The sequence below is a fragment of the Azohydromonas lata genome (assembly GCF_034427735.1).
Taxonomy (GTDB): Bacteria; Pseudomonadota; Gammaproteobacteria; order Burkholderiales; family Burkholderiaceae_C; genus Azohydromonas; species Azohydromonas lata.
The window spans coordinates 49,277-73,413 of sequence record NZ_JAXOJX010000008.1; the positions used below are offsets into that span (position 1 = coordinate 49,277).

The 24,137-nt window shown below is 69.0% G+C and carries 22 protein-coding genes and 1 pseudogene; 8 read left to right on the top strand and 15 right to left on the bottom strand.

Annotation, left to right across the window (positions count from 1 at the left end):
- Positions 1 to 154: 154 nt before the first annotated feature.
- The 6 genes and pseudogenes from SM757_RS07275 to recA form a co-directional block, all read right to left on the bottom strand.
- The gene (locus SM757_RS07275; protein WP_322464951.1) at positions 155 to 871 is read right to left on the bottom strand and encodes a TerC family protein; all 717 of its coding nucleotides are present in this window, start codon (positions 869 to 871) and stop codon (positions 155 to 157) included.
- Positions 872 to 1,038: 167 nt separating this feature from the next.
- Entirely contained in the window at positions 1,039 to 1,932 is an 894-nt protein-coding gene (gene sucD, locus SM757_RS07280; RefSeq protein WP_066330568.1) for a succinate--CoA ligase subunit alpha, read from the bottom strand.
- A 38-nt stretch (positions 1,933 to 1,970) separates the two neighbouring features.
- The gene (gene sucC / locus SM757_RS07285) at positions 1,971 to 3,131 is read right to left on the bottom strand and encodes an ADP-forming succinate--CoA ligase subunit beta (protein WP_066330569.1); all 1,161 of its coding nucleotides are present in this window, start codon (positions 3,129 to 3,131) and stop codon (positions 1,971 to 1,973) included.
- A gap of 390 nt (positions 3,132 to 3,521) precedes the next feature.
- On the bottom strand, positions 3,522 to 4,154 hold the full coding sequence (locus SM757_RS07290) for a regulatory protein RecX (RefSeq protein ID WP_322464998.1): 633 nt from the start codon (positions 4,152 to 4,154) through the stop codon (positions 3,522 to 3,524).
- Positions 4,155 to 4,181: 27 nt separating this feature from the next.
- Positions 4,182 to 4,289 (bottom strand): annotated as a pseudogene (locus tag SM757_RS07295) (recombination regulator RecX); the annotation flags it as partial.
- Positions 4,290 to 4,318: 29 nt separating this feature from the next.
- Positions 4,319 to 5,386, bottom strand: a complete 1,068-nt coding sequence (recA, locus tag SM757_RS07300) for a recombinase RecA (RefSeq protein ID WP_066330571.1) — start codon at positions 5,384 to 5,386, stop codon at positions 4,319 to 4,321.
- Between the two features lie 174 nt (positions 5,387 to 5,560).
- Between recA and SM757_RS07305 the strand changes: the two genes are divergently transcribed.
- Together SM757_RS07305 and SM757_RS07310 are read left to right on the top strand one after the other, a co-directional pair.
- Positions 5,561 to 6,232: a response regulator gene (locus tag SM757_RS07305; protein ID WP_066330573.1), complete on the top strand. Its 672-nt coding sequence runs from the start codon at positions 5,561 to 5,563 to the stop codon at positions 6,230 to 6,232.
- 76 nt (positions 6,233 to 6,308) lie between these two features.
- Entirely contained in the window at positions 6,309 to 7,853 is a 1,545-nt protein-coding gene (locus SM757_RS07310) for a sensor histidine kinase (protein ID WP_322464952.1), read from the top strand.
- A gap of 131 nt (positions 7,854 to 7,984) precedes the next feature.
- Here SM757_RS07310 and rodA read toward each other — a convergent pair whose 3' ends face one another.
- The 5 genes from rodA to SM757_RS07335 form a co-directional block, all read right to left on the bottom strand.
- Positions 7,985 to 9,142, bottom strand: a complete 1,158-nt coding sequence (gene rodA, locus SM757_RS07315; RefSeq protein ID WP_066330576.1) for a rod shape-determining protein RodA — start codon at positions 9,140 to 9,142, stop codon at positions 7,985 to 7,987.
- Positions 9,139 to 11,160 carry a penicillin-binding protein 2 gene (gene mrdA / locus SM757_RS07320; RefSeq protein WP_066330577.1) on the bottom strand — a complete coding sequence of 674 codons (2,022 nt, stop codon included), beginning with the start codon at positions 11,158 to 11,160 and terminating at the stop codon, positions 9,139 to 9,141. The genes rodA and mrdA overlap by 4 nt, the downstream gene beginning before the upstream one ends.
- A gap of 162 nt (positions 11,161 to 11,322) precedes the next feature.
- A complete protein-coding gene (gene mreD / locus SM757_RS07325; RefSeq protein WP_066330579.1) occupies positions 11,323 to 11,844 on the bottom strand; it encodes a rod shape-determining protein MreD in 522 nt (173 codons plus the stop codon).
- Positions 11,841 to 12,749, bottom strand: a complete 909-nt coding sequence (mreC, locus tag SM757_RS07330; RefSeq protein WP_066330581.1) for a rod shape-determining protein MreC — start codon at positions 12,747 to 12,749, stop codon at positions 11,841 to 11,843. The genes mreD and mreC overlap by 4 nt, the downstream gene beginning before the upstream one ends.
- A 57-nt stretch (positions 12,750 to 12,806) precedes the next feature.
- On the bottom strand, positions 12,807 to 13,850 hold the full coding sequence (locus SM757_RS07335; protein WP_066330582.1) for a rod shape-determining protein: 1,044 nt from the start codon (positions 13,848 to 13,850) through the stop codon (positions 12,807 to 12,809).
- A gap of 388 nt (positions 13,851 to 14,238) precedes the next feature.
- On the opposite strand from SM757_RS07335, the gene gatC reads away from it, so the two are divergent.
- From gatC to gatB, 3 genes are read left to right on the top strand one after another with little or no spacing between them, the layout of a single operon-like run.
- Positions 14,239 to 14,538 carry an Asp-tRNA(Asn)/Glu-tRNA(Gln) amidotransferase subunit GatC gene (gatC, locus tag SM757_RS07340; protein ID WP_066330583.1) on the top strand — a complete coding sequence of 100 codons (300 nt, stop codon included), beginning with the start codon at positions 14,239 to 14,241 and terminating at the stop codon, positions 14,536 to 14,538.
- On the top strand, positions 14,535 to 16,025 hold the full coding sequence (gene gatA, locus SM757_RS07345) for an Asp-tRNA(Asn)/Glu-tRNA(Gln) amidotransferase subunit GatA (RefSeq protein WP_066330584.1): 1,491 nt from the start codon (positions 14,535 to 14,537) through the stop codon (positions 16,023 to 16,025). The genes gatC and gatA overlap by 4 nt, the downstream gene beginning before the upstream one ends.
- A 10-nt stretch (positions 16,026 to 16,035) precedes the next feature.
- A complete protein-coding gene (gene gatB, locus SM757_RS07350) occupies positions 16,036 to 17,487 on the top strand; it encodes an Asp-tRNA(Asn)/Glu-tRNA(Gln) amidotransferase subunit GatB (protein ID WP_322464953.1) in 1,452 nt (483 codons plus the stop codon).
- A 108-nt stretch (positions 17,488 to 17,595) separates the two neighbouring features.
- Here the strand turns inward: gatB and pyrE are convergent, their stop codons facing one another.
- Entirely contained in the window at positions 17,596 to 18,276 is a 681-nt protein-coding gene (gene pyrE, locus SM757_RS07355) for an orotate phosphoribosyltransferase (RefSeq protein WP_322464954.1), read from the bottom strand.
- Positions 18,277 to 18,498: 222 nt separating this feature from the next.
- Here pyrE and SM757_RS07360 point away from each other — a divergent pair, with 222 nt between their 5' ends.
- The gene (locus tag SM757_RS07360) at positions 18,499 to 19,563 is read left to right on the top strand and encodes an acyltransferase family protein (protein WP_322464955.1); all 1,065 of its coding nucleotides are present in this window, start codon (positions 18,499 to 18,501) and stop codon (positions 19,561 to 19,563) included.
- Positions 19,564 to 19,598: 35 nt separating this feature from the next.
- Complete coding sequence (locus tag SM757_RS07365; protein WP_322464956.1) at positions 19,599 to 20,390, top strand: exodeoxyribonuclease III; 792 nt, start codon at positions 19,599 to 19,601, stop codon at positions 20,388 to 20,390.
- 4 nt (positions 20,391 to 20,394) lie between these two features.
- On the opposite strand, the gene SM757_RS07370 is transcribed toward SM757_RS07365, so the two are convergent.
- Together SM757_RS07370 and SM757_RS07375 are read right to left on the bottom strand one after the other, a co-directional pair.
- Entirely contained in the window at positions 20,395 to 21,072 is a 678-nt protein-coding gene (locus tag SM757_RS07370) for an alpha/beta hydrolase (protein WP_322464957.1), read from the bottom strand.
- Positions 21,073 to 21,075: 3 nt separating this feature from the next.
- Complete coding sequence (locus SM757_RS07375; protein ID WP_322464958.1) at positions 21,076 to 22,278, bottom strand: DUF1615 domain-containing protein; 1,203 nt, start codon at positions 22,276 to 22,278, stop codon at positions 21,076 to 21,078.
- A gap of 54 nt (positions 22,279 to 22,332) precedes the next feature.
- On the opposite strand from SM757_RS07375, the gene SM757_RS07380 reads away from it, so the two are divergent.
- Positions 22,333 to 22,980, top strand: a complete 648-nt coding sequence (locus SM757_RS07380; protein WP_066330772.1) for an MBL fold metallo-hydrolase — start codon at positions 22,333 to 22,335, stop codon at positions 22,978 to 22,980.
- Positions 22,981 to 23,005: 25 nt separating this feature from the next.
- Here SM757_RS07380 and SM757_RS07385 read toward each other — a convergent pair whose 3' ends face one another.
- Positions 23,006 to 23,983, bottom strand: a complete 978-nt coding sequence (locus tag SM757_RS07385; protein WP_066330593.1) for a M48 family metallopeptidase — start codon at positions 23,981 to 23,983, stop codon at positions 23,006 to 23,008.
- Between the last annotated feature and the right edge of the window lie 154 nt (positions 23,984 to 24,137).

Below are 24,137 nucleotides of genomic sequence, written 5' to 3' on the forward strand. Positions count from 1 at the left end.
GGCCCATTGCATGGGAAACCCTGTCCAAAATGCGCGATCTGGACTCCAAAAGCGCGACGCCCGCGGAGCTTGCGCTTTGCGGGCGTCGTGAGGGCGGCCGTGAGCCGGGCCGGCAGCTTCAGTGCGGAGCGCCGCTGCGGGCGCCTTGTGAAGCTCAGGCTCGTTGAGCGGAGGCTTGCTCGCGTTCCTTGGCCGCGCGCGAGCGGCGCTGCAGCGCCAGGCCGATGCCCACCACCGCGAGCGCGCCGACGGCGCCGGCGACGTTGACCGTGCTGTGCGGCAGCTCCGAGCCGTACCAGGCGGTGACGGCCGGGTCGGTGAGCAGCATCTCGCCGGCCAGGAAGCCCAGCAGCGCCGCGCCCAGCGTGATGATGATGGGGAAGCGCTCCATCACCTTGAGCAGCATGGTGCTGCCGAAGATGATCAGCGGGATGCTCACGCCCAGGCCCACGACCAGCAGCACCGTGTCGCCCTTGGCCGCGGCGGCCACGGCCAGCACGTTGTCCAGGCTCATCACCAGGTCGGCCACGAGGATGGTGCGGATGGCGGCCATCATGCCGGTGCTGGCGTGCTTGCCGTCGTCCTCCTCGTCGTCCTCCTCCAGCAGCAGCGTCACGCCGATGTAGACCAGCAGCAGCCCGCCCACGATCTTGAGGTAGGGCAGCGAGAGCATCTTGACCGCGATGAGCGTGAGCACGATTCGCATCACGATGGCGGCGGCGCTGCCCCAGAAGATGGCCTTCTTTTGCTGGTGCGGCGGCAGGGAACGCGCGGCCAGTGCGATCACGACGGCGTTGTCGCCCGACAGCAGGATGTTGGCGACGATGATCGAACCGAGGGCCGCCCAAAAGGCAGCGGACATGATTTCCATGGGACGACAGCGGAAATGGAGGGGGGAAAAGGAAAGAGGGCCGAAGCCCCCTCGAGCGCCGCCGGAGTTTAGGCAGCGAATCCGCCGTCAGCGTTCGTAGTACTACGAACGCCGCGCCGCGCGGCCGGGAATTGTTCCCAACCGCGGCGGCGCGTTGCAGGCCTTGCTTAGAGCATGGCCTTGAGCAGCTTGCCCATCTCGGACGGGTTGCGCGTCACCTTGAAGCCGCACTCTTCCATGATGGCGAGCTTGGCGTCAGCGGTGTCGGCGCCGCCGGAGATCAGCGCGCCGGCGTGGCCCATGCGCTTGCCGGCCGGGGCGGTGACGCCGGCGATGAAGCCGACGATGGGCTTCTTCATGTTGGCCTTGCACCATTGGGCGGCTTCGGCTTCGTCGGGGCCGCCGATCTCGCCGATCATGATCACGGCGTCCGTGTCCGGATCGTCGTTGAACATGCGCATCACGTCGATGTGCTTGAGGCCATTGATCGGGTCGCCGCCGATGCCCACGGCCGAGCTCTGGCCCAGGCCGATTTCGGTGAGCTGCGCCACGGCTTCATAGGTCAGCGTGCCGGAGCGCGAGACCACGCCGATGCGGCCCTTGCGGTGGATGTGGCCGGGCATGATGCCGATCTTGATCTCGTCGGGCGTGATCAGGCCGGGGCAGTTGGGGCCCAGCAGCAGCGTTTCCTTGCCGCCGGCGGCGATCTTGGCCTTCATCTTGTTGCGCACTTCCAGCATGTCCCGTACGGGGATGCCTTCGGTGATGCAGATGGCCAGGTCCAGGTCGGCTTCCACGGCTTCCCAGATGGCGGCAGCGGCGCCCGCGGGCGGCACGTAGATCACCGACACGGTGGCGCCGGTTTCGCCCTTGGCTTCCTTGACGCTGGCGTAGATGGGAATGTCGGCAAACTTCTCGCCGGCCTTCTTGGGGTTCACGCCGGCGACGAAGCAGTTCTTGCCGTTGGCGTAGGCCTGGCAGCCCAGGGTGTGGAACTGGCCGGTCTTACCCGTGATGCCCTGGGTGATGACGCGGGTGTCCTTGTTGATGAGGATGCTCATGGGGTGTTCTTCCGAGATTCAGTGCAGGACAGCGCGGATCACTTCACCGCGGCCACGATCTTGGTGGCGGCCTCGGCCATCGTGTCGGCCGAGATGATGGGCAGGCCGGAGTCGGCCAGCATCTTCTTGCCCAGGTCCTCGTTGGTGCCCTTCATGCGCACGACCAGCGGCACGGACAGGTTCACCGCCTTGCAAGCGGCGATCACGCCTTCGGCGATGGTGTCGCAGCGCATGATGCCGCCGAAGATGTTGACCAGGATGCCTTTGACTTCCGGGTTCTTCAGCATGATCTTGAAGGCCTCGGTGACCTTCTCGGCCGTGGCGCCGCCGCCGACGTCCAGGAAGTTCGCCGGCTCGCCGCCGAAGAGCTTGATGGTGTCCATGGTGGCCATGGCCAGGCCGGCGCCGTTGACCAGGCAACCGATGTTGCCGTCCAGGCTGATGTAGGCCAGGTCGAACTTGGAGGCCTCGACTTCAGCCGGATCCTCTTCGTCGAGGTCGCGGTAGGCGACGATCTCGGGGTGGCGGAACAGGGCGTTGGCGTCGAAGTTGAACTTCGCGTCCAGGGCCTTGATGTTGCCGTTGCCTTCCAGGATCAGCGGGTTGATCTCGGCCAGCGAGGCGTCGGTTTCCATGTAGCAGCGGTACAGGCCCTTGAGCACTTCCACCGCTTGCGCCTGGCTGGCTTCGGGAACGCCGATGCCTTGGGCCAGGAACAGGGCCTGCTCGTCGGTCAGGCCGGCGGCGGGCTCCACGAACACCTTGAGGATCTTCTCGGGGGTGGCGTGGGCCACTTCCTCAATGTCCATGCCGCCTTCGGAGCTGGCCATCATCGCGACCTTCTGCGTTGCGCGGTCGGTCAGCGCGGCGACGTAGTATTCCTTCTTGATGTCGGCGCCTTCCTCGATCAGCAGGCGGCGGACCTTCTGGCCTTCGGGGCCGGTCTGGTGCGTCTTGAGCTGCATGCCCAGGATTTCGCCGGCCAGCGCCTTGACGTCGTCAATGGAGCGGCCGAGCTTGACGCCGCCGCCCTTGCCGCGACCACCGGCGTGGATCTGCGCCTTCACCACCCAGACGTTGCCGCCGAGCTTCTGAGCGGCTTCCACCGCCTCCTGGACGGTGAAGGCCGGGTAGCCGCGCGGCACCGGCACGCCGAACTGGCGCAGCAATTCCTTGCCTTGGTATTCGTGGATCTTCATGGGGCTGTGACTCTGGGGGTGGATTGGGTCGGCGCGGGCCTTGTCAGCCGGCCGGCCGGGATTTTGGGCGCCTCTGATGGGCCGATCCCGCGTGGAGAACACGTAGTGAACGCCTGCCGCGCAAGGCTGCAGCGCCGTGGCCGCCACCGATGCCATCGCCACGCAATGCGCCCGCCACGCCGCGCTTTGGGCGGATGGCAGTCGCGTTTCGCAGAAGGACAGCTGGCATAGAGGCCATGGAACTGCGGCAATGGATCCCACAACTACGGGATTCCTGGGCCTTTGGGCGTGGCAAACGGCGCGCAATGTAGCACGCGCTTCCTGCGCAAAAACTTACGCGGGCTTGACCGCCAGCTTGTGCCGGATCAAGCCTTGGCGGCCGTGCCGGCCTCAGTCGTCCCTGGCCTGCAGCACGCGGCGAATGACGTCGGCGCTGAAGCCGCGCGCGGCCAGGAAGCGCATCTGCCGCGCGCGCGCCGCGGCGTCGGCCGGCGGCTCGCCGCCGAACTTGCGCGCCCACACGTCGCGGCAGCGTTCCAGCTCGGTATCGCGCAACTGCTGCGCCGCCTCCTCGCCCAAGGCCACGCCGTGCTGCGCCAGCTCCTGGCGTATGCGCAGGTTGCCGAAGCGCCCGGCGCGCGCATGCACGCGCGACTCCACGAAGCGCTCCTCCGACAAATAGCGGTGGGCCTGCAGCCAGTCCAGCAGCACGTCGAGGTCGCTGTCGGCCTCGGCCCAAGCGGCGGCGGTGTCCACGGCAGGCTGGGCGGGCGGCGGCGCGGGCACGTCGAAGTCGTCGGCCCGGTCCGGGGCGCGGCCGGCGGCCCAGGCGCTGTCCGCCTCATCCGACCCGTCCGCCACACCGCCGCCCTGCCCCGCGCGAGCGCCGCGCGAGCCCCAGCCGCCGCGGCGCGGGCCGGCTTTCGGCGGGGCCCCGGCAGCGTTCCTGGACGAAAAAATGCCCGGCCGGGCAGGCGCCGGGCCGGGCAAGCGGTGCAAATCGTCAGGGTTGCGGGGCGTCACGGCCGCCCCGGCGGCTTTTTCCAGCGCCGCGGCGCGGGCATGGGGCAGCAGCTTGCGGCGCAGCTCGCTGCGGCTGTGCTCGCGCCGCGCCAGCATGGCCAGCGCGCGGGCCTTGAGCGACAGCGACTGCTTCATGCCGCCACCCGCGGCCCGGCTGTGGGCATTTACTCGGCAGCGGCGGCCTTGGCGCCGTCAGCACCGGCGGCAGGCACCGGCAGTAGCGGGATGCCCATGGCTTCGCGCACCTTGTTCTCGATTTCCAGCGCCACGTCGGTGTTCTCGCGCAGGAATTCGCGGGCGTTGTCCTTGCCCTGGCCGATCTTCTCGCCCTGGTAGGCGTACCAGGCGCCGGACTTGTCCACGATCTTGGCGGCCACGCCCATGTCGATGATCTCGCCCTCGCGGCTGATGCCCTCGCCGTAGAGGATGTCGAACTCGGCCGTCTTGAACGGCGGGCTGACCTTGTTCTTCACCACCTTGACCTTGGTCTCGTTGCCGATGACCTCCTCGCCCTTCTTGATGCTGCCGATGCGGCGGATGTCCAGGCGCACCGAGGCGTAGAACTTGAGCGCATTGCCGCCGGTGGTGGTTTCGGGGTTGCCGAACATCACGCCGATCTTCATGCGGATCTGGTTGATGAAGATGACCATGCAGTTGGTCTTCTTGATCGTGGCGGTGAGCTTGCGCAGCGCCTGGCTCATCAGGCGGGCCTGCAGGCCGGGCAGGGAGTCGCCCATCTCGCCTTCGATTTCAGCCTTGGGCGTGAGCGCGGCTACCGAGTCGATGACGATGAGGTCCACCGAACCCGACCGCACCAGCGCGTCGGTGATTTCCAGCGCCTGCTCGCCGGTATCGGGCTGGCTGATGAGCAGCTCGTGCGGATTCACGCCCAGCTTCTGCGCGTACTGCACGTCCAGCGCATGCTCGGCGTCGATGAAGGCGCACACGCCGTTTTGCTTCTGCATCTCGGCGATGACCTGCAGCGTCAGCGTCGTCTTGCCCGACGATTCCGGGCCGTAGATCTCAATCACGCGGCCACGCGGCAGACCGCCCACCCCCAGCGCGATGTCCAGGCCCAGCGAGCCGGTGGAGACGACCTGGATGTCCTCGATCGCCTCGCCCTCGCCCAACCGCATGATCGAGCCCTTGCCGAACTGCTTTTCGATCTGGGCCAGCGCCGCCTGCAGGGCCTTGGCTTTTTCGGTGTTGAGTGCCTTCACAGGTGCGTCCATTGCTTTCTCCGATTTCGTGGCCATGATTTTATCTCAGAACTGTATGTCTATACAGTGATGAAGGGGCATTGCGTTGTGGGGACGGACGGCGCCGACTCCCTAAAATGGAGCTTGCGCCGTCCGATGCAAGGGCGGTAGTGCTTCTCGCGCCATGAATATCAAGGAGACCCGGCGATGCGCATCCTGATTGCCGAAGACGACCAGGTGCTGGCTGACGGCCTGCTGCGCTCGCTGCGCAACAGCGGCTACGCGGTGGACCAAGTCAGCAGCGGGACCGAGGCCGACGCCGCGCTGTCCTCCCACGAGTTCGACCTGCTCATCCTGGACCTGGGCCTGCCCAAGCTCCACGGCTTCGAGGTGCTGCGCAAGCTGCGTGCGCGCGGCTCCGCGGTACCGGTGCTCATTCTGACGGCTGCCGACGGCATTGAGCAGCGCGTCAAGGGGCTGGATCTGGGCGCGGACGACTACATGGCCAAGCCCTTCGCGCTGGCCGAGCTGGAGGCGCGCGTGCGCGCCCTCACGCGCCGCGGCCTGGGCACGGCCTCCAACGTCATCAAGCACGGGCCGCTGTCCTTCGACGCCACGGGCCGCGTGGCCTACATCAACGACCAGATGATCGATCTCTCCGCCCGCGAGCTCTCGCTGCTGGAGGTGCTGCTGCAGCGCGCCGGGCGCCTGGTGAGCAAGGACCAGCTCGTCGAGCGCCTGTGCGAATGGGGCGAAGAGGTGAGCAACAACGCCATCGAGGTCTACATCCACCGCCTGCGCAAGAAGATCGAGCAGGGCCCCATCCGCATCGCCACCGTGCGCGGCCTGGGCTACTGCCTGGAGAAGATCTCCGGCTGATCCCCGGCCCACCACCGGCTTCCCGCGCCGCCGCGCAGCCGTCGCGGCGCCCAACCTGACTGCGGCGCCCGCGACGATGTTTTCCTCCTCCCGCGAACAACGCTCCCTCTTCGGCGAGATCCTGGACTGGATGCTCGCGCCGCTGCTGCTGCTGTGGCCCATGAGCGTGAGCATCACCTACCTGGTGGCGCAGGGCATCGCCCACCGCCCCTACGACCGCGACCTGGGCGAGATGGCCCGCACCCTGGCGCGGCGCGTGGTGGTGGAAAGCGAGGCCGGGCGCGCGGTGCTGGCGCCCGAGCGCATCGTGGAGACGCTGGGCGACACGCTGCGCGCCGACGACACGGGCCAGTTCTACTTCCAGGTGCTGGGCACGCACGGCGAGCTGGTGGCCGGCGACCGCGAGCTGCCCCCGCCCACCGGCGACCCGGCGCCCGCGGGCGAGCTGCGTTTCCGCGACGACCAGATGCAGGACGAGCCCGTGCGCGTGGCCTCCGTACGCCTGGCCATGCCGCTGGCCCTGGACGAGGAGCCACCCCTGGTGCAGGTGGCCGAGACGCTGGACCGCCGCTCCCGCCTGGCCACCGAGATCATCAAGGGCGTGATCCTGCCGCAGTTCGTGATCCTGCCCGTGGCGGTGCTGCTGGTGTGGCTGGCCCTGGCGCGCGGCCTGGCGCCCCTGAACGACCTGCAGCGCCGCATCCGCCAGCGCGAGAGCCAGGACTTGAGCCCCATCGACGAGCGCGACGCCCCCGAGGAGGTCACGCCGCTGGTGCGCGCCATCAACGACCTGCTGCAGCGGCTGGACACGTCCATGAAGTCGCAAAAGCACTTCCTGGCCGACGCCGCGCACCAGCTCAAGACGCCGCTGGCCGGGCTGCGCATGCAGGCCGAGCTGGCCCAGCGCGAAATCGACGCCGGCAGCGAGCCGCAGGCCGTGAAGCGCTCGCTGCAGCAGATCGCCCTGTCCAGCCAGCGCGCGGCGCACATGGTCAACCAGTTGCTGTCCATGGCCCGCGCCGAGGACGACGAGCAGTCGCGCCGCGTGCAGTCCTTCGACCTGGCGCGGCTGGCCACCGAGGCCGTGCACGACCTCGTGCCCAAGGCCATGGACAAGCGCATAGACCTGGGCTACGAGGGCCCGGACGAGGGCGAGTCGCTGCCGCCGCTCGCCGGCCAGCCCGTGCTGGTGGGCGAGCTGGTGCGCAACCTGGTGGACAACGCGCTGCAGTACACGCCCGCGGACGGCACGGTGACGGTGCGCGTGTGCCTGGACCCGGCCTCCGGCCCCGAGCAGCCCGTGCTGCTGCTGCAGGTGGAGGACTCCGGCCCCGGCATCGCCCCGGCGGAGCGCGAGCTGGTGTTCCAGCCCTTCTACCGCGCGCTGGGCACCAACGTGGACGGCAGCGGCCTGGGCCTGGCCATCGTTCGCGAGATCGCGCAGCGCCACAACGCCGAGATCACCCTGGACGACACCTACGACCGTGCCACCCACGCCATGCCCGGCACGCGCGTGAGCGTGCGTTTCAAATTGCCGCCGCAGGAGGCAACACCGGATGACGCCCTGCCCGCCCTGCCCGCGCCCGGCGAGCCGCGGCCGGATGCGGGGGCGGCGGGATGAGGTGAGGCGCAGGCTGCGGCGCGCCCCACGGCCTCGTCGTTCAGAAATCTGAACGATGAGGCCCATTCAATGGGGGCCTCAAGTACAAAAAACTGAACGATCGCGAGCCGGCGCACCGGCCCGCCCGCTGCTCAAGACTGCATCAGCCGCCGGCTGCGCGCGATCGACATCAGCATCCCCAGGCTCAGCCCAAGCGTGACCATGGCCGTGCCGCCGTAGCTGATGAAGGGCAGCGGCACGCCCACCACGGGCAGGATGCCGCTGACCATGCCCATGTTCACGAAGGCGTAGGTGAAGAAGCTCATGGAGATGGCGCCGGCCAGGAAGCGCGCGAACGTTGTCGGCGCCTCCGCCGCGATCAGCAGGCCGCGCACGATCAGGAAGGTGAAGCCCAGCAGCAGGCTCAGCGTGCCGGCCAGGCCGAACTCCTCGGAGAAGGCGGCGAAGACGAAGTCCGTGGTGCGCTCGGGAATGAACTCCAGGTGCGTCTGCGTGCCCTTCATGAAGCCCTTGCCGCTCATGCCGCCGGAGCCGATGGCGATCATGCCCTGGATGGTGTGGAAACCCTTGCCCAGCGGATCCTTGCTCGGGTCCAGCAGCGTGCAGATGCGGTGCTGCTGGTAGTCGTGCAGCAGCGGCCAGTCCACGCCGGGCTGGCAGATCTGGTCCTCGCTGGCGATGAGCGCCCCAATGCCTATGGCGCCGGCGATGAACACCGGCAGGATCAGCCGCCAGGGCAGCCCGGCGAAGAAGATCACGTACAGGCCGGACGAGAAGATCAGCAGCGCCGTGCCCAGGTCCGGCTGCTTGGCCACCAGCGCGAAGGGCAGCAGCACCAGGCCGAAGGCGATGAAGAAGTCGCTGCGCCGCGCCTGCCCCTCGCGGCGGTGGAACCACCACGCCACCATCAGCGGCGTGGCGATCTTCAGGATCTCGCTGGGCTGGATCACCACGCCCACGTTGAGCCAGCGCGTGGCGCCCTTCTTGGTGATGCCGAACAGCAGCGTGGCCACCAGCAGCGCCACGCCCAGGCCGTACAGCGGCACGGCCAACTGCATCAGCCGCTGCGGCGGCACCTGCGCCACCAGGAACAGGATGGCCACGCCCAACAGCATGTTGCGGCCATGGTCCACGAAGCGCGTGCCGTGGTCGTAGCCGGCGGAGTACATGGTCACCAGGCCGCCCGCGGCCAGCGCCAGCACGCCCAACATGAGCAGCAGGTCGAACCCCGAGAGCACCGGCCGCAGCCGCTGCCACAGGGTGGGTTTCTCCAGAATTGCAGCGCTCATCGCTTCACCTCCGCCGCCGCGCCCTGTGCCACGCTTTGCGGCACGGAGAAGCCGGCGGCCAAGTCGGCGGTGCCGGGCAGGGGCACGTCCTCCACGCGGCGCGGTGTGCCTATGGGGGCCACGCTCTCGCCGCGGCGCGTGGCGGCCACGTCGGCCTCGCTGGGGTAGTTGCCCAGCAGCCAGTAGTCGAAGACGCGCCGCGCGATGGGCGCGGCCGCCGCGGCGCCGAAGCCCGCGTTCTCTACGATCACCGCCAGCGCGATGGTGGGCGCCTCCAGCGGCGCGAAGGCCAGGTACAGCGAGTGGTCGCGCTGGTGCTCGGCCAGCCGCCCGGCGTTGTACCGCTCGTTCTGGCGGATGGTCACGGCCTGCGCCGTGCCGGTCTTGCCGCCGCTCTTGTACGGGGCGCCGGCGAAGACCTTGGTGGAGGTGCCTTCCTGCGTCACGCCGTACATGGCGCGCTTGATGATTTCCACGTGCTCCGGCTTCAGGCCCAGCGGCGGCAGCGGCTCGGGGTGCACCTCGCGCTTGGCGTGGGTCACCACGTCCTGCACCTCGTGCACCAGGTGCGGCTTGTTGCGCTCGCCGCCGGACAGCAGCGTGGACATGGCCGTGGCGATCTGCAGCATGGTGAAGTTGTTGTAGCCCTGGCCAATGCCCAGCGAGATGGTTTCGCCGGCGAACCACTTCTGCTGCTCCGGCCGTTTGTACGCACGGCGCTTCCACTCGGTGCTGGGCAGCAGGCCGGTGGATTCGCCCTGGATGTCTATGCCCGTGCGCCGGCCGAAGCCGAAGGGCTCCAGCTGGTCGTGCATCAGGTCCACCCCCATCTCGTTGGCCAGCGAGTAGTAGTAGACGTTACTGGACATGACGATGGAGCGGTGCATGTCCACCGGGCCCAGTCCGTGGTCGCCGTGGCTGCGGAAGGTGTGGTTGCCGAACTGGAAGCTGCCGTTGTCGTAAATGATCTGGCCGGCGTTGCGCTTGCCCGTGGTCAGCGCCGCGATGGCCATGAAGGGCTTGAAGGTGGAGCCCGGCGGGTAGGTGCCGCGCAGCGCGCGGTTGAGCAGCGGCTTGTCGATGGACTCGTTGAGCTCGCGCCAGTTCTCCACGTCGATGCCGTCCACGAACAGGTTGGGGTCGAAGGTGGGCTTGCTGACGAAGGCCAGCACCTCGCCCGTGCGCGGGTCCATGGCCACCAGCGCGCCGCGGCGGTCGCCGAAGAGCTCCTCCACCATGGCCTGCAGCTTGATGTCCACCGACAGCACCACCGTGTTGCCCGGCGTGGGCGGGTGGGTGCGCAGCCGGCGCACGGCGCGGCCGCCGGCGCTGGTCTCCACCTCCTCGAAGCCCGTGGTGCCGTGGAGCATGGTCTCGTAGCTCTGCTCCACGCCCAGCTTGCCGATGTAGTCGGTGCCGCGGTAGTTGGCCTGCAGGTCCTCGTCCCAATCCTCCATGGCCTTCTTCTCGGCCTGGTTGATGCGGCCCATGTAGCCGATGAGGTGGCTGCCGGTCTCGCCCAGCGGGTACTGGCGGAAGAGGCGCGCCTTCACCTCCACGCCGGGGAAGCGGAAGCGCTGCGCCGTGAAGCGCGCCACCTCGGCGTCCGTGAGCCGGTTGCGTATGGGCAGCGAGTCGAAGTTCTTGCTTTCTTCCTGCAGCCGCTTGAAGCGGCGGCGGTCGCGCGGGGTGACTTCCACCAGCTCGCCGAGCTGTTCGATGACGCGCTCCAGCGGCTGCTCGACCTTGGAGGGCGTGATCTCCAGCGTGTAGGCCGAGTAGTTGGTGGCCAGGATCACACCGTTGCGGTCCACGATCAGGCCGCGGTTGGGCACGGAGGGCAGCACGGCGATGCGATTGGCCTCGGCGCGCGCGGACAGCGCGTCGTGCTGCAGCACCTGCAGGTAGAAGAGCCGGGCGCCCACCAGGCCGAAGCCCAGCAGGACGAAGGCCGCCGCCGCCAGTACACGGCTGCGGAAGCGGTGCAGTTCGCGCTCGACGTTGCGAAGTTCAGTCACGCTGGCAAGGGGCAGTGGCGCTGCCGGGGTGGGAGGGCGCGCACTTTGCGCGAGTCGCCGCCGCCGTGCAGGCGCGGGGATTTTGGCGTGGCGGGCGGTGCTGCATGGCGGGCGGCCGGGCGCGCGGCGTGAATCCTTGGTGGACTGGAGGGCCGGCGCGGCTTACAGCGGCCGGTTCTCGTCCGGGTCGGGCGCGCGGCGCTGCGGCGCCAGCAGCAGCCAGGCGGCCAGCGGCCACAGCAGCGTCTCGAAGAGAGGCGCCAGCAGCAGGCTCCAGCCCGGGAACATGTCGCCGGCGATCATGCGTATGACCAGCGACACCAGGTGCGCGCCCAGGAACAGCGGTGCGATCTGCAGCGCCTGCTCCAGCACGCTGAACCAGCGCAGCCGCCGGTGCACGGTGATGGCGAAGTAGGACAGCAGCGAATACGCCAGCGCGTGCTGGCCCAGCAGCGCGCCGTGGTGCACGTCCATCACCAGCCCGCCCATGAAGGCCACGCCCACGCCGATGCGCCGGGGCTGGTGCACGTTCCAGAACACCAGCACCAGCGCCAGCAGGTCCGGCATGGCGGGCTGGCGGCCCAGCGGCAGCAGGTTGATGGCCAGCGCCGCCAGCAGCGCGAACCAGATGAAGATGGGGTTGGCCGGCAGCAGGAGCTGGTCCGAGCCGCGGGGCATGATCATCGCGGCCCCCCGCTGGCGGCCAGTGCGTCCTGCTTGGGGTCGGGCCGCGGGGGCAACTGGCGGCTGATGGGCTCCAGCACCAGCAGGTGGTGCACGTCGTCCATCTTGGCCGCGGTCTTGAGGCTCACGCGGGCGAAGCCGCCCTCGGCCTGGCGGTCGATGCGCTCCACCGTGGCCACGGCCAGGCCCGGCGGGTACACGCCGTCCAGCCCGGAGGTGAGGATGGGGTCGCCCGGCTGCACGTCGGCGTTGGCGGCCATGAAGCGCAGCTCCAGCGCGTTGTTGACGCCGCCGAAGGCCGCGCCGCGCTGCTGCGTGCGGCCGTTGAGCACGGGAATGGCGGCGTCCTTGTCCGACAGCAGCGTGACTTCGGCCGACAGCGGGTACAGCCGCGTCACTTGGCCCAGCACGCCGTGCTCGTCCACCACCGGCGCGCCCAGCGCGACGCCCTGCTTGGCGCCGCGGTCGATGATGACCTTGCGCGTGTAGGGATCGCTTGCCTCCCACAGCACCTCGGCGGCCTGCGAGCGTGCCGTGATGGACGGGCGCAGCTCCAGCAGCGCGCGCAGCTTGGCGTTTTCGGACTCCAGCTGCTGCACGCGCGCGGCCTGCAGCGACTGCGTGGCCAGGCGCTTGAGCGCGGCCTCCTCGGCGGCGCGCGCCACCTTGAGCCCCTGCACGTAGACGTAGCCCTCCTCCACCAGCCCCACCGGCACGGCCAGCGTGCGCTCCACGGGCAGCAGCAGCGTGGCCAGCACGGCGCGGGCCTGCTGCACCAGCGCGAAGCGGGCGTCGGCAACCATCAGGAACAGCGCCAGTGCCGCAAAAAGCAGCAGCTTGGTCAGCGCCGACGGACCTTGCCTGAAGAAGGGCGGCGGGGTCCGGTCCAGGGTGCCCAGGGCCATGGCGCGTGCGGCGGAAGTCGGGGCTGCTCTCAGGCGCGGTGCGCGGCGCGCGTCGCCTTATTCGGACGTGAAGATGCTGCCCAGGCGCTCCATGCGCTCCAGCGCCATGCCGCAGCCGCGGACGACGCAGGTCAGCGGGTCTTCGGCGACCAGCACGGGCAGGCCGGTTTCCTCGGCCAGCAGCCGGTCCAGGTCGCGCAGCAGCGCGCCGCCGCCGGTGAGCATCATGCCGCGCTCGGCGATGTCGGCGCCCAGCTCCGGTGGGGTCTGCTCCAGCGCGTTCTTGACGCTGGAGACGATGTTGTTGAGCGGGTCGGTGAGCGCTTCCAGGATCTCGTTGGAGCTGATGGTGAAGCTGCGCGGCACGCCTTCGCTCAGGTTGCGGCCCTTGACCTCGATCTCCTTGACCTCGGAGCCGGGGAAGGCCGAGCCGATGTTCTTCTTGATGGACTCGGCCGTGGGCTCGCCGATCAACATGCCGTAGTTGCGGCGGATGTAGTTGATGATGGCTTCGTCGAACTTGTCGCCGCCCACGCGCACGCTGCCCTTGTAGACCATGCCGCCCAGGGAGATGACGCCGACCTCGGTCGTGCCGCCGCCGATGTCCACCACCATGGAGCCGGAAGCCTCGGACACCGGCAGCCCGGCGCCGATGGCGGCAGCCATGGGTTCCTCGATCAGGTAGACCTCGGACGCGCCCGCGCCCAGCGCGGACTCGCGGATGGCGCGGCGCTCGACCTGGGTGGAGCCGCAGGGCACGCAGATGATGATGCGCGGGCTGGGCTTGAGCACCGAGCGCGGATGCACCATCTTGATGAACTGCTTGAGCATCTGCTCGGTGACGGTGAAGTCGGCGATCACGCCGTCCTTCATGGGCCGTATGGCGTCGATGTTGCCGGGCACCTTGCCCAGCATGGCCTTGGCCTCGGCGCCCACGGCCTGGATGGTCTTCTTGCCGTTGGGCCCGCCCTCGTGGCGGATGGCGACCACGGAGGGCTCGTCGAGCACGATGCCCTTGTCGCGGACGTAGATCAGGGTGTTGGCGGTCCCGAGGTCGATGGCCAGGTCGGTCGAGAAGTAGCGCCGGAAGGTTTCAAACATGGTGGGGGATCAGCGTCAGCGGGGTTCGATCGCGCGCGGAGGGCGCATGCGCCTCAGGCTGGGAAAGCGCCAAGCCGCGGCGGGGGTCGAACGCCGGAATTCGTCATCGAAGCTGCGGGGTTGAGTGCGGCTCGTAGCCGCGACGCAGGGGGCTGATAAGAGCCGCCTTGCCTGCGCCAGCTGAAAAAGGTTCCTGCACAAAAAACCCGCCGGCGCGGCTCGCGTTTGTGAAGGCTCTCGGGGGCGTTTCAACTGCTTCGCGCGCCCCGGAAAACGCCTGCACGCGCTCCGCCCCGGTGGGTTCTGGGTAACGGGCGATAATACCCGATCCCCCTGGATCGCCGCCTTTCGGCGACCCTGCAATCGCCTGAACCCGAGCACTATTGCCATGGCCCTCAGCCCCTCGGACGTGAGCCGCATCGCCCACCTCGCCCGCCTCGAACTGCAGGCCGACGAACAGGCCGCGATGCTCCAGCAGCTCAACGGTTTCTTCACCATCGTCGAGCAGATGCGCGCGGTGGACACCAGCGGCGTGGAGCCGCTGTACACGCCCTTGTCGGCGCTGGCGGAAGTGCAGTTGCGCCTGCGCGAGGACCGCGTGAGCGAAACCGACCAGCGCGAGCTCAACCAGCGCAGCGCCCCGGCCGTCGAGGACGGCCTCTTCCTCGTGCCCCAGGTGATCGAATGAAGCAGCAACCGCACGCGCTGGGCGTGGCCGAATTGTCGCGCGCCTTGTCCGCCAAGGACATTTCCAGCACCGAGCTCACGCAACACCTGCTTGCACGGGTTGCGGACCACCAACAGCTCGGCGCTTTCGTCCACGTGGACGCCGAAGGCGCCCTGGCCGCCGCGCAGGCCGCCGACGCGCGCCGCGCCGCCGGCAACGCCTCGGCGCTCACCGGCGTGCCCATCGCGCACAAGGACATCTTCGTGACCGCCGCGGCGCCGACCACCGCGGGCTCCAAGATGCTCAAGGGCTACCAGAGCCCCTTCGACGCGACCGTGGTGGCCAAGCTGTCGGCCGCGGGCATGGTGAGCCTTGGAAAACTCAACTGCGACGAGTTCGCCATGGGCTCGGCCAACGAGAACTCGGCCTGGGGCGCGGTGCTCAACCCCTGGGACCGCTCGCGCGTGCCCGGCGGCAGCTCCGGCGGCTCGGCGGCGGCGGTGGCGGCGCGGCTGCTGCCCGCGGCCACCGGCACCGACACCGGCGGCTCCATCCGCCAGCCCGCGAGCTTCAGCGGCATCACCGGCATCAAGCCCACCTATGGCCGCTGCTCGCGCTACGGGATGATCGCCTTCGCCTCCAGCCTGGACCAGGCCGGCCCCATGGCCCGCTCCGCCGAGGACTGCGCCCTGCTGCTGTCGGCCATGACCGGCTTCGACGAGCGCGACGCTACCAGCGCCGACCGCCCCGCCGAGGACTACCACGCGCAGATGTTGGCCGCCCGCGAAGGCGCCACGCCGGGTAAACCGCTGCAAGGCCTGCGCGTGGGCCTGCCCAAAGAATTCTTCCCCGCGGCGCTGGCGGCCGACGTCAACGGCGCCGTGCGCGGCGCCCTGGCCGAGCTGGAGAAGCTGGGCGCGACGCTGGTGGAGGTGAGCTTGCCGCGCACGGAGCTCTCCATCCCCGTCTACTACATCATTGCCCCGGCCGAGGCCAGCTCCAACCTGCAGCGCTACGACGGCGTGCGCTACGGCCAGCGCGCCCAGAGCTACGGCGACCTGGTGGACATGTACAAGAAGACGCGCGCCCAGGGCTTCGGCGCCGAGGTCAAGCGCCGCATCATGATCGGCACCTACGTGCTCTCGCACGGCTACTACGACGCCTACTACCTGCAGGCGCAGAAGCTGCGCCGCATGATCGCCGACGACTTCCAGCAGTGTTTCAACGACTGCGACGTCATCGCCGGGCCGGTGGCTCCCAGCGTCGCATGGCGCTTGGGTGACAAGGGCGACGATCCCGTGGCGGCCTACCTCGCCGACATCTTCACCCTGCCCGCCAGCCTCGCGGGCCTGCCCGGCATGAGCGTGCCGGCCGGCTTTGGCGAGGGCGGCATGCCCGTGGGCCTGCAGCTCATCGGCAACTACTTCGCCGAAGGCCAACTGCTGCACACGGCCCACGCCTTCCAGCAGGCCACCGACCACCACCTGCGCGCGCCCGCCGGCTTCTGATCCCCGCACCATGACCACGCCCAAACTCATACGCGGCTACGAGGTCGTCATCGGCCTGGAGACGCACGCCCAGCTCTCCACCGCGAGCAAGATCTTCAGCGGCGCCTCCACCGCCTTCGGCGCCGCGCCCAACACCCAGGCCAGCCCCGTGGATCTGGCGCTGCCCGGCACGCTGCCCGTGCCCAACCGCGGCGCCGTGGAGCGGGCCATCCGCTTCGGCCTGGCCGTGGGCGCCAAGGTGGCGCGCCAGTCGATCTTTGCGCGCAAGAACTACTTCTATCCGGACCTGCCCAAGGGCTACCAGATCAGCCAGTACGAGATTCCCGTCGTCCAGGGCGGCGTGATCGAGTTCCTGGCCGGCGAGGAGAAGAAGCGCATCAATCTCACCCGCGCCCACCTGGAAGAGGACGCGGGCAAGAGCCTGCACGAGGACTACCACGGCCTCACCGGCATCGACCTCAACCGCGCGGGCACGCCGCTGCTGGAGATCGTTTCCGAGCCGGAAATGCGCTCCAGCCTGGAAGCCGTGGGCTACGCCCGCGCGCTGCACGCGCTGGTGGTGTGGCTCGGCATCTGCGACGGCAACATGCAGGAAGGCTCCTTCCGCTGCGACGCCAACGTCTCGGTGCGCCGCCCCGGCGAGCCCTTCGGCACGCGGCGCGAGATCAAGAACCTCAACTCCTTCCGCTTCCTGCAGCAAGCCATCGACTACGAGGTGCAGTGGCAGATCGACCAGATCGAGGACGGCTTGTCCATCGAGCAGGCCACCGTGCTGTTCGACCCGGACAGCGGCGAGACCCGCGCCATGCGCAGCAAGGAAGACGCGCACGACTACCGCTACTTCCCCGACCCCGACCTGCCGCCGCTGGTGATCGCGCCGGACTGGGTGGAGCGCGTGAAGGCCGACATGCCCGAGCTGCCCCAGGCCATGGCCGGCCGCTTCCAGCAGCAGGACGGGCTGCCGGCCTATGACGCCGGCATGGTCACGCAAAGCCTGGCCTTCGCCCGCTACTACGAGGCCGCGCGCGACGCCTGCAAGCAACCCAAGCTGGTGGCCAACTGGCTGATGGGCGAGATCAGCAAGCGGCTCAACGCCGACGGCTCGTCCATCGAGGCGGTGCCCGTGGCGCCCGCGACGCTGGGTGCGCTGATCGGTCGCATCGCCGACGGCACCATCTCCAACAACGGCGGCCGCCAGGTGTTCGACGCCCTGTGGGCCGGCGAAGGCGGCGACGTGGACGCGCTCATCGAGGCCAAGGGCCTCAAGCAGATGAGCGACACCGGCGCGCTGGAAGCCATCGTCGAGCAGGTGCTGGCGGCCAACGAGAAGTCCGTGGCCGAGTTCCGCGCCGGCAAGGACAAGGCGTTCAACGCCCTGGTCGGCCAGGTGATGAAGGCCAGCAAGGGCAAGGCCAATCCGGGCCTGGCGGGCGAGCTGCTGAAGAAGAAGCTGCAGGGCTGATTCACGGTCCTGCTCCACCGGCAGGCTCGCCACTCATCATCTCGTCATGCCCGCTTTCGCGGGCATGACGACTTAATGTCTTGCGGCCGGTGTTTCAGCCGGCGCTGATCAAACGCCGTAGCGCTCGCGGTAGGCCGCCACCGGCGCCTTGAACTGCGCCAGGGCCGGGTCCTCGCTGCGGTCCAGGAAGCTCATGAGGTCGGACAGCGCGGCGATGTTCACCACCGCCAGGCCCAGCTTGTCGCGCACGTACTGCACGGCGGACCAGGGCACGTCGGCGCCGTTCTCGGTGGCCTTTTCCTGGCGGTCCAGGGCGATGGTCACGCCGCAGGGCTGGGCGCCGGCGGCGCGGATCATGGCGATGGACTCGCGCACCGAGGTGCCGGCGGAGATCACGTCGTCGATGATCAGCACCCGCCCGCGCACCGGTGCGCCCACCAGCGTGCCGCCCTCGCCGTGATCCTTGGCTTCCTTGCGGTTGTAGGCGTAGGGCTTGTTGTGGCCCAGGCGCGCCAGCTCCACCGACACGACCGCGGCCAGCGCGATGCCCTTGTAGGCGGGGCCGAAGAGCATGTCGAACTCCAGGCCGGAGGCGACCAGGCGCTGTGCGTAGAACTGCGCCAGGCGGCCGAGCTTGGCGCCGTCGTCGAACAGCCCGGCGTTGAAGAAGTAGGGCGACAGCCGCCCGGCCTTGGTCTTGAACTCCCCGAAGCGCAGCACGCCCACGTCCACTGCGAACTTCACGAAGTCTTGGGCCAGCGAGTCATTGGTAATCGGGTGCTTGTCCATGGTGGGCGTGCTTTGGTGAGGTGAAAACGAGGGCGCGGCATTGTAGGGGGGCGCCCGCGCGCGCCCGGCACGCCGCCCGCCATCACTAATTCACGCCGGGGCCGCTGGACCGCCTCCGTGCCCGCGGGGTGGCTCCTTATGATCCGCCGACGCTTTTTCCGTGCCCTCCCGTCCATGACCGTTTCCTCCCAAATTCCGCCTGCGCCACGCGCACCGTCCCGGATGGATGCCATAGAAGGCGCCCGCGCCCTGGCCGCCCTCATCGTGGTGCTGCTGCATGCCGGTAATGTCATGCGCGTGGATCATCTCTCCGGCCATATTGGCCTGGGCAATATCTTTGGCTTCGGCTACGTGGGCGTGGATTTCTTTTTCGTGCTCAGCGGCTTCATCATCACCTACGTGCATTTCAAGGAGCTGGGCCGGCCGGAGAGTATTCCACGCTATTTGTGGCGCCGGTTCTCGCGGATATTTCCGATTTACTGGGCCGTGCTGGCGTTGACCATTGTCGTTGCCACCGCAGGCCATCTTGCCGCCGGCAAGGGCCTGCAAATAAGCATGGGCTGGAACGACATTCCCGACACGATTTTCCTGCTCATGGGCCAGGGCGAGCCGAAATACGTGGGGGTGGCCTGGTCGCTGCAGTATGAGCTGCTTTTCTATGTGCTGTTCTGCCTGCTGCTGCTGAATGTCAGGCTGGGTGCTATCGCATTTTCCATTTGGGCGCTCGTGATTCTGGCGCGGATTTTTGGGCTGGTGCAGGTGGAATTGCCTTTCAATATGGCCAATGCACATTGCCTGCAGTTCCTGTTCGGCGTGGTGGTGGGCGTGTGGACGCGCCGCTACCCGCTGCGCCTGCCGCGGGTGGCGCTGCCGGCGGCGGTGGGGTTGTTCATTGGGGCGGTGGTGCTGGAGGTGCGCGGCCCCTGGCCGCTGCATTCCGACATGGGCGCGCTGGCCCTGGGCCTGGCCTCGGCCGCCGTGCTGATGGCGCTGGTGAGCCTGGAGCAGCAGCAGGCGCTGCGCACGCCGGCCTGGCTGGCACGCATGGGCTCGGTGTCCTACTCCATCTACCTGGGCCACATCCTGCTGATCAACGTGAGCTACTGGGTGATGCTCAAGCTGGGCCTGTACCACGCGCTGCCCGAGGTGCTGGTGTATGCCCTGGCCGTCGCCATCGGCCTGGCCGGCACCATGCTGCTGGGCCGCTGTGTGGAGTTGCCGCTGGTGAGCCTGCTCAAGGACCGCATGGGCGCCCGGCCCCGCCACCCGCGCGCAGTGGTGGTGTGACAATCCGGCCCGCTGCAAACCAATGAATCGCGCCCGTGAAAATCATTACCGCCAATTTGAACGGCTGCCGTTCCGCCGCCTCCAAGGGTTTCATGGAGTGGATGGCCGAACAGGATGCCGACCTGATTTGTGTCCAGGAACTGAAGGCCCACGCCTGCGACCTGCCGGTTGAAGTCGCTTCCCCCAAGGGTTTTCATTGCCATTTTCACCATGCGCAGAAAAAAGGATATTCAGGCGTAGGCATTTACACGCGCCGCGAGCCCAGCCATTTTGTTTCGGGCTTTGGCTGCGAGGAGTTCGACGCCGAGGGCCGGTATGTGGAGGCGCGCTTCGATACCAGCGTGCGCAAGTTGAGCGTCATCAGCGCCTATTTTCCCAGCGGCTCCAGCGGCGAGGAGCGCCAGGCCGCGAAATTCCGCTTCCTGGCGGTGTTCTTCGAGCATTTGAAGGAGCTGCGCGCCCAGGGCCGTGAATTCGTGATGGTGGGCGACTTGAATATCGCCCATCAAGCCATTGACCTGAAAAACTGGCGCGGCAACCAGAAGAACAGCGGCTTCCTGCCGGAAGAGCGCGAATGGTTCTCGCGCATGGTGAAGGATTTGGAATTGGTGGACGTCTACCGCCACCTGCACCCCGACACCACCGACGAGTGCTACACGTGGTGGAGCAACCGCGGCCAGGCCTGGGCCAAGAATGTCGGGTGGCGGCTGGACTATCAAATCGCCACGCCGGAAATCGCCAAGGCGGCGCGCGGCGCGGCGATCCACAAGGCGACGCGGTTTTCGGACCATGCGCCGCTGACGATCGAGTACGACTTGGCACTGTGAATTTTCAGGCCGCCGCCGTCTTCAATATCCACGTCCGCAGCGCTTCCAGCTCTTCCACGCTGACCGTGTGCCCAATCGGGTACTCGTGCCACTCCACCTCGTGGCCGAGCTGCCGCAGCAGCTCGCGCGTGCCGCTGCCCGCGGCCATGGGCACGACGGGGTCCATGGAGCCGTGGGCCAGGAACACCGGCAGATCGGCATTGGCGCCGTGGCGCTCGGCGGCCGTGAGACTGGCCAGCGGCAGGTAGCCAGAGAGGCCCGCCACGCCCGCCAGGCGCTCCTCGCAGCGCAGGGCCGCCAGCAGCGCCATAGCGCAGCCTTGCGAAAAGCCCGCCAGCAGGATGCGCCGTGCCGCCACGCCGCGCTCGCGCTCGCGCGCCACCAGGGCCAGCACTTCCTGGAGCGAGGCGCGCAGGCCCGGCTCGTCTTCGCGGCGCTGCAGCTCGCTGCCCAGCAGGTCGTACCAGGCGCGCATGCGGTAGCCGCCGTTGATGGTCACCGGCCGCACCGGCGCGTGCGGAAAGATCCAGCGCACGGGGCCCAGGGCCGATAAATCCATCTGCTGGGCCAGGGGCTCGAAGTCGTGGCCGTCGGCGCCCAGGCCGTGCAGCACGATCAGGCTGGCCGTTGGGCGGTCGCCGGTTTCCACTTCCAGGGTTTCGACGGTCGGTGCGTTGGACATGGCTCAGGGCTCCACGGGCGATGAAACAGCCGCCTGCGAACCCGCCGGCGCGCGCGCCATGCAGCGCTGCCAGCGCTGCTGCACGCGGTCGGCAAACCAGCGGGTGCTCAGAGGGCGGGTGATCTTTGGGCTGGACAGTGCGATGTCCGGCACCGCCGCGCGCGGCAGAGGTTTGCCCTCGTTGCGCTCGGCGGCCTCGAACACGCGGCGATAGAAGCCGTTCTTCTCCAGGCCCGGCTGGTCGCCCAGCTCCAGGGCGCTGCGCGCTTCCGATTCGGACGCGCCCAGCCGCGGCGCCAGCGACAGCGCCGCGGCTTGCGTCGCGCCGCGCTGGCCGTCGCCGCGCAACAAATCGCCGTCCGGCGTGAGCGGGATGCCGCTGGCGGCGCTGATGGCCCGCTGGAACGCCGCGTTGCGGCTGGCCCAGCGCCCGGCGTTGAAGTCGGCGAAGCGGTAGAGCGGCCGGTCGTAGGGCGCGGCGTAGTCCAGCAGGTGGGCGATGCCGAAGAACATCCCGCCCCGGCGGCTGAACACCGCTGCGCGCACGCCACCGTCCAGCGGGTACGGATAACGCTCGGCGTGCGCTTCCGCCCACGCCACGCTCACCTGCATGGGCCCGCCGGTGCGCACCGGATTGAGCTTGCCGAACAGGCGCTGGCCCAGGGGCACGCGGTTGATGAGGTCCTCGAAGGCGTCGCTCAACTGCCGCTCGGTGCGGGCGGATTCGATGCGCTCGGCATAGCTGCGCCCGTCCGACGAGGGCAGTTGCAGCGCGGCCGACACCAGCAGCGAGGGCACGCCGACGCGGCCGGCGCGCTCGTCGATCTCCTTGCGCGCGATGGCCCCCAGGTTGGGCACTGACGGATCGGCCTGGAAGCTCGATTCCTGCTCCGCCACCGACAGCGCCGCGCAGAAGTTGGCGGCCGTGGGCGGGATCTGCAGCGCCGAGAAGGCGGCGTAGGTGTCCGTGGCCCAGCCGGCGCGGTCCGGCAGTTGGGCGGGCAGCAGGCTCAAGAGCAGCGCGCGGCTGTCCTGCGGACGCGGCCAGGCGGTGGACTGGGATTCGTTGTTGGCACAGCCCGCCAGCAGCAGCGCGGCCATGGCGGTGGCCAGGCCGGCGGCCGCGTGCGGCAGGCGGCTGCGGGCCGTGCGCGTTGCCGGCGCTTCGCTGGGGTCGTGGGGGCTTGGTGCCCGGGCGTGATCCATCGCTGCTCCTGCGGCAGGCGCAATGCCCGCCCCGTGCCGGCCACAATGGCGGCCATGCTTCGTTACGAAACCCTCCCCGTCACCCCGTTCCAGCAGAACTGTTCGCTGCTGTGGTGCGACCAGACCCAGGAAGCCGTGCTGATCGACGTCGGCGGCGAGCTGGAGATGCTGCGCGCCGCCGTGAAGCAGCGCGGCCTCAAGCTGGTGGCGCTTTGGCTCACCCATGCGCACATCGACCATGCCGGCGGCACCGGCCAGCTCGCGCGCGAAGAGGGGCTTCCCATCATCGGCCCGCACCGCGGCGACCAGTTCTGGATAGACGGCCTGCCCCAGCAGAGCGTGATGTTCGGCTTCCCGCCGGCCGAGCACTTCACGCCCACGCGCTGGCTGGAAGACGGCGACAAGCTGCAGCTGGGCAAAAGCGAGGTCAGCGTGCGCCACTGCCCCGGCCACACGCCGGGCCACGTGGTGTTCCACGCCGCGGAGATCGAGCGCTGCTTCGTGGGCGACGTGCTGTTCGCCGGGTCGATCGGCCGCACCGACTTCCCGCAAGGCGACCACGACCAGCTCATCAGCAGCATCCGCGAGCGGCTGTGGCCCATGGGCAACGACACGGTGTTCATCCCCGGCCACGGGCCGGAGAGCAGCTTTGGGCGCGAGCGGCGGACCAATCCCTACGTGAGGGACTTGCGGGGGGCGTGAGCCCACGCGCGGCCGGCGCGGGTGATCAGCGGTTGCCCGTCTTGGCCGGCGGCCCAAAGCGCTGCGGCGGCTTCGCGGCCTGCGCGTACAGCGGCTGTACGCGCGGCAGCCGCGCCTGGATGTCGCGGATGCGCGTCTCGCTGTTGGGGTGGGTGGACATGAAGGCCAGCGGCTCGCCCTGGCTCACGGCCATCATCTTCTGCCACAGGCTCACGCCGGCGGCCGGGTCGTAGCCGGCGCGCGCCGCCAGCTCCATGCCCACGATGTCCGCCTCGGACTCGTCCTCGCGGCTGAATTTCAGCGTCAGCAACTGGCTGCCCATGCCCAGCACCTGGTTGCCCAGGTTGCCCAGGCCCAGCAGCGCCGAGAGGGCGCCGGCGCCCAACTGCGTCGCGGCCGACTTGCCCATGCGCTCGCGCGCGTGCTCGCGCAGCGCGTGCGCCACCTCGTGGCCCATGATGGTCGCCACCTCGTCGTCGCTGAGCTGCAGCTGCTGCAGGATCCCGTAGAAGAAGGCGATCTTCCCGCCCGGCATGCAGAAGGCGTTGAGCTCCTTGCTGCCGATCAGGTTCACCTCCCACTTCCACTGCCGCGCACGCGGGTTCCAGGTGTCGGTGAAGGGAATGATGCGCTGCGCGATGTAGCGCAGCCGCTGCACCTGCGGGTGCTCGGCCGGCGCCAGGGCGCGCTTGGAGGCGGCTTCCGACAGGAGCTGCTTGTACTGCTGCGTGGCGGCGGCCTCGACCTCCTCGGCCGGCACCAAGCGCGAGAAGGCGGATTCGGACCCCACCTCCTCCCGCACGCCCTGCGCCACCGCGGGCAGCAGCGCGCCGCCCAGCAGCGCGCCGGTGAATAGGCGCCGCGAGACGCCGCCGCCCGCGTTGCCCCCCTCGCCGCCCAGGCGCGCGGCGCCGCGCCCGCACAGCGCGCAGGCGCAGCCCGCGTGCGCCAGCAGCGGCTCGGTGGAGATGTCGGCATCGGTGCGGAAGGCGTCGGTGCTCATGGCGTGAGGTGAGGCCGCTCCAGGCGGCGTTGAATCGTTGGAATGCGCTCAACGGGCACGGTGCGTGCCCGGCTGACGCGATGTGAAAGCCGGTAACGCCAATTTCAAGAACGTCGCAGCCGGCAATGAGTTTGCCGCCCGCGGCTTGCAGGCG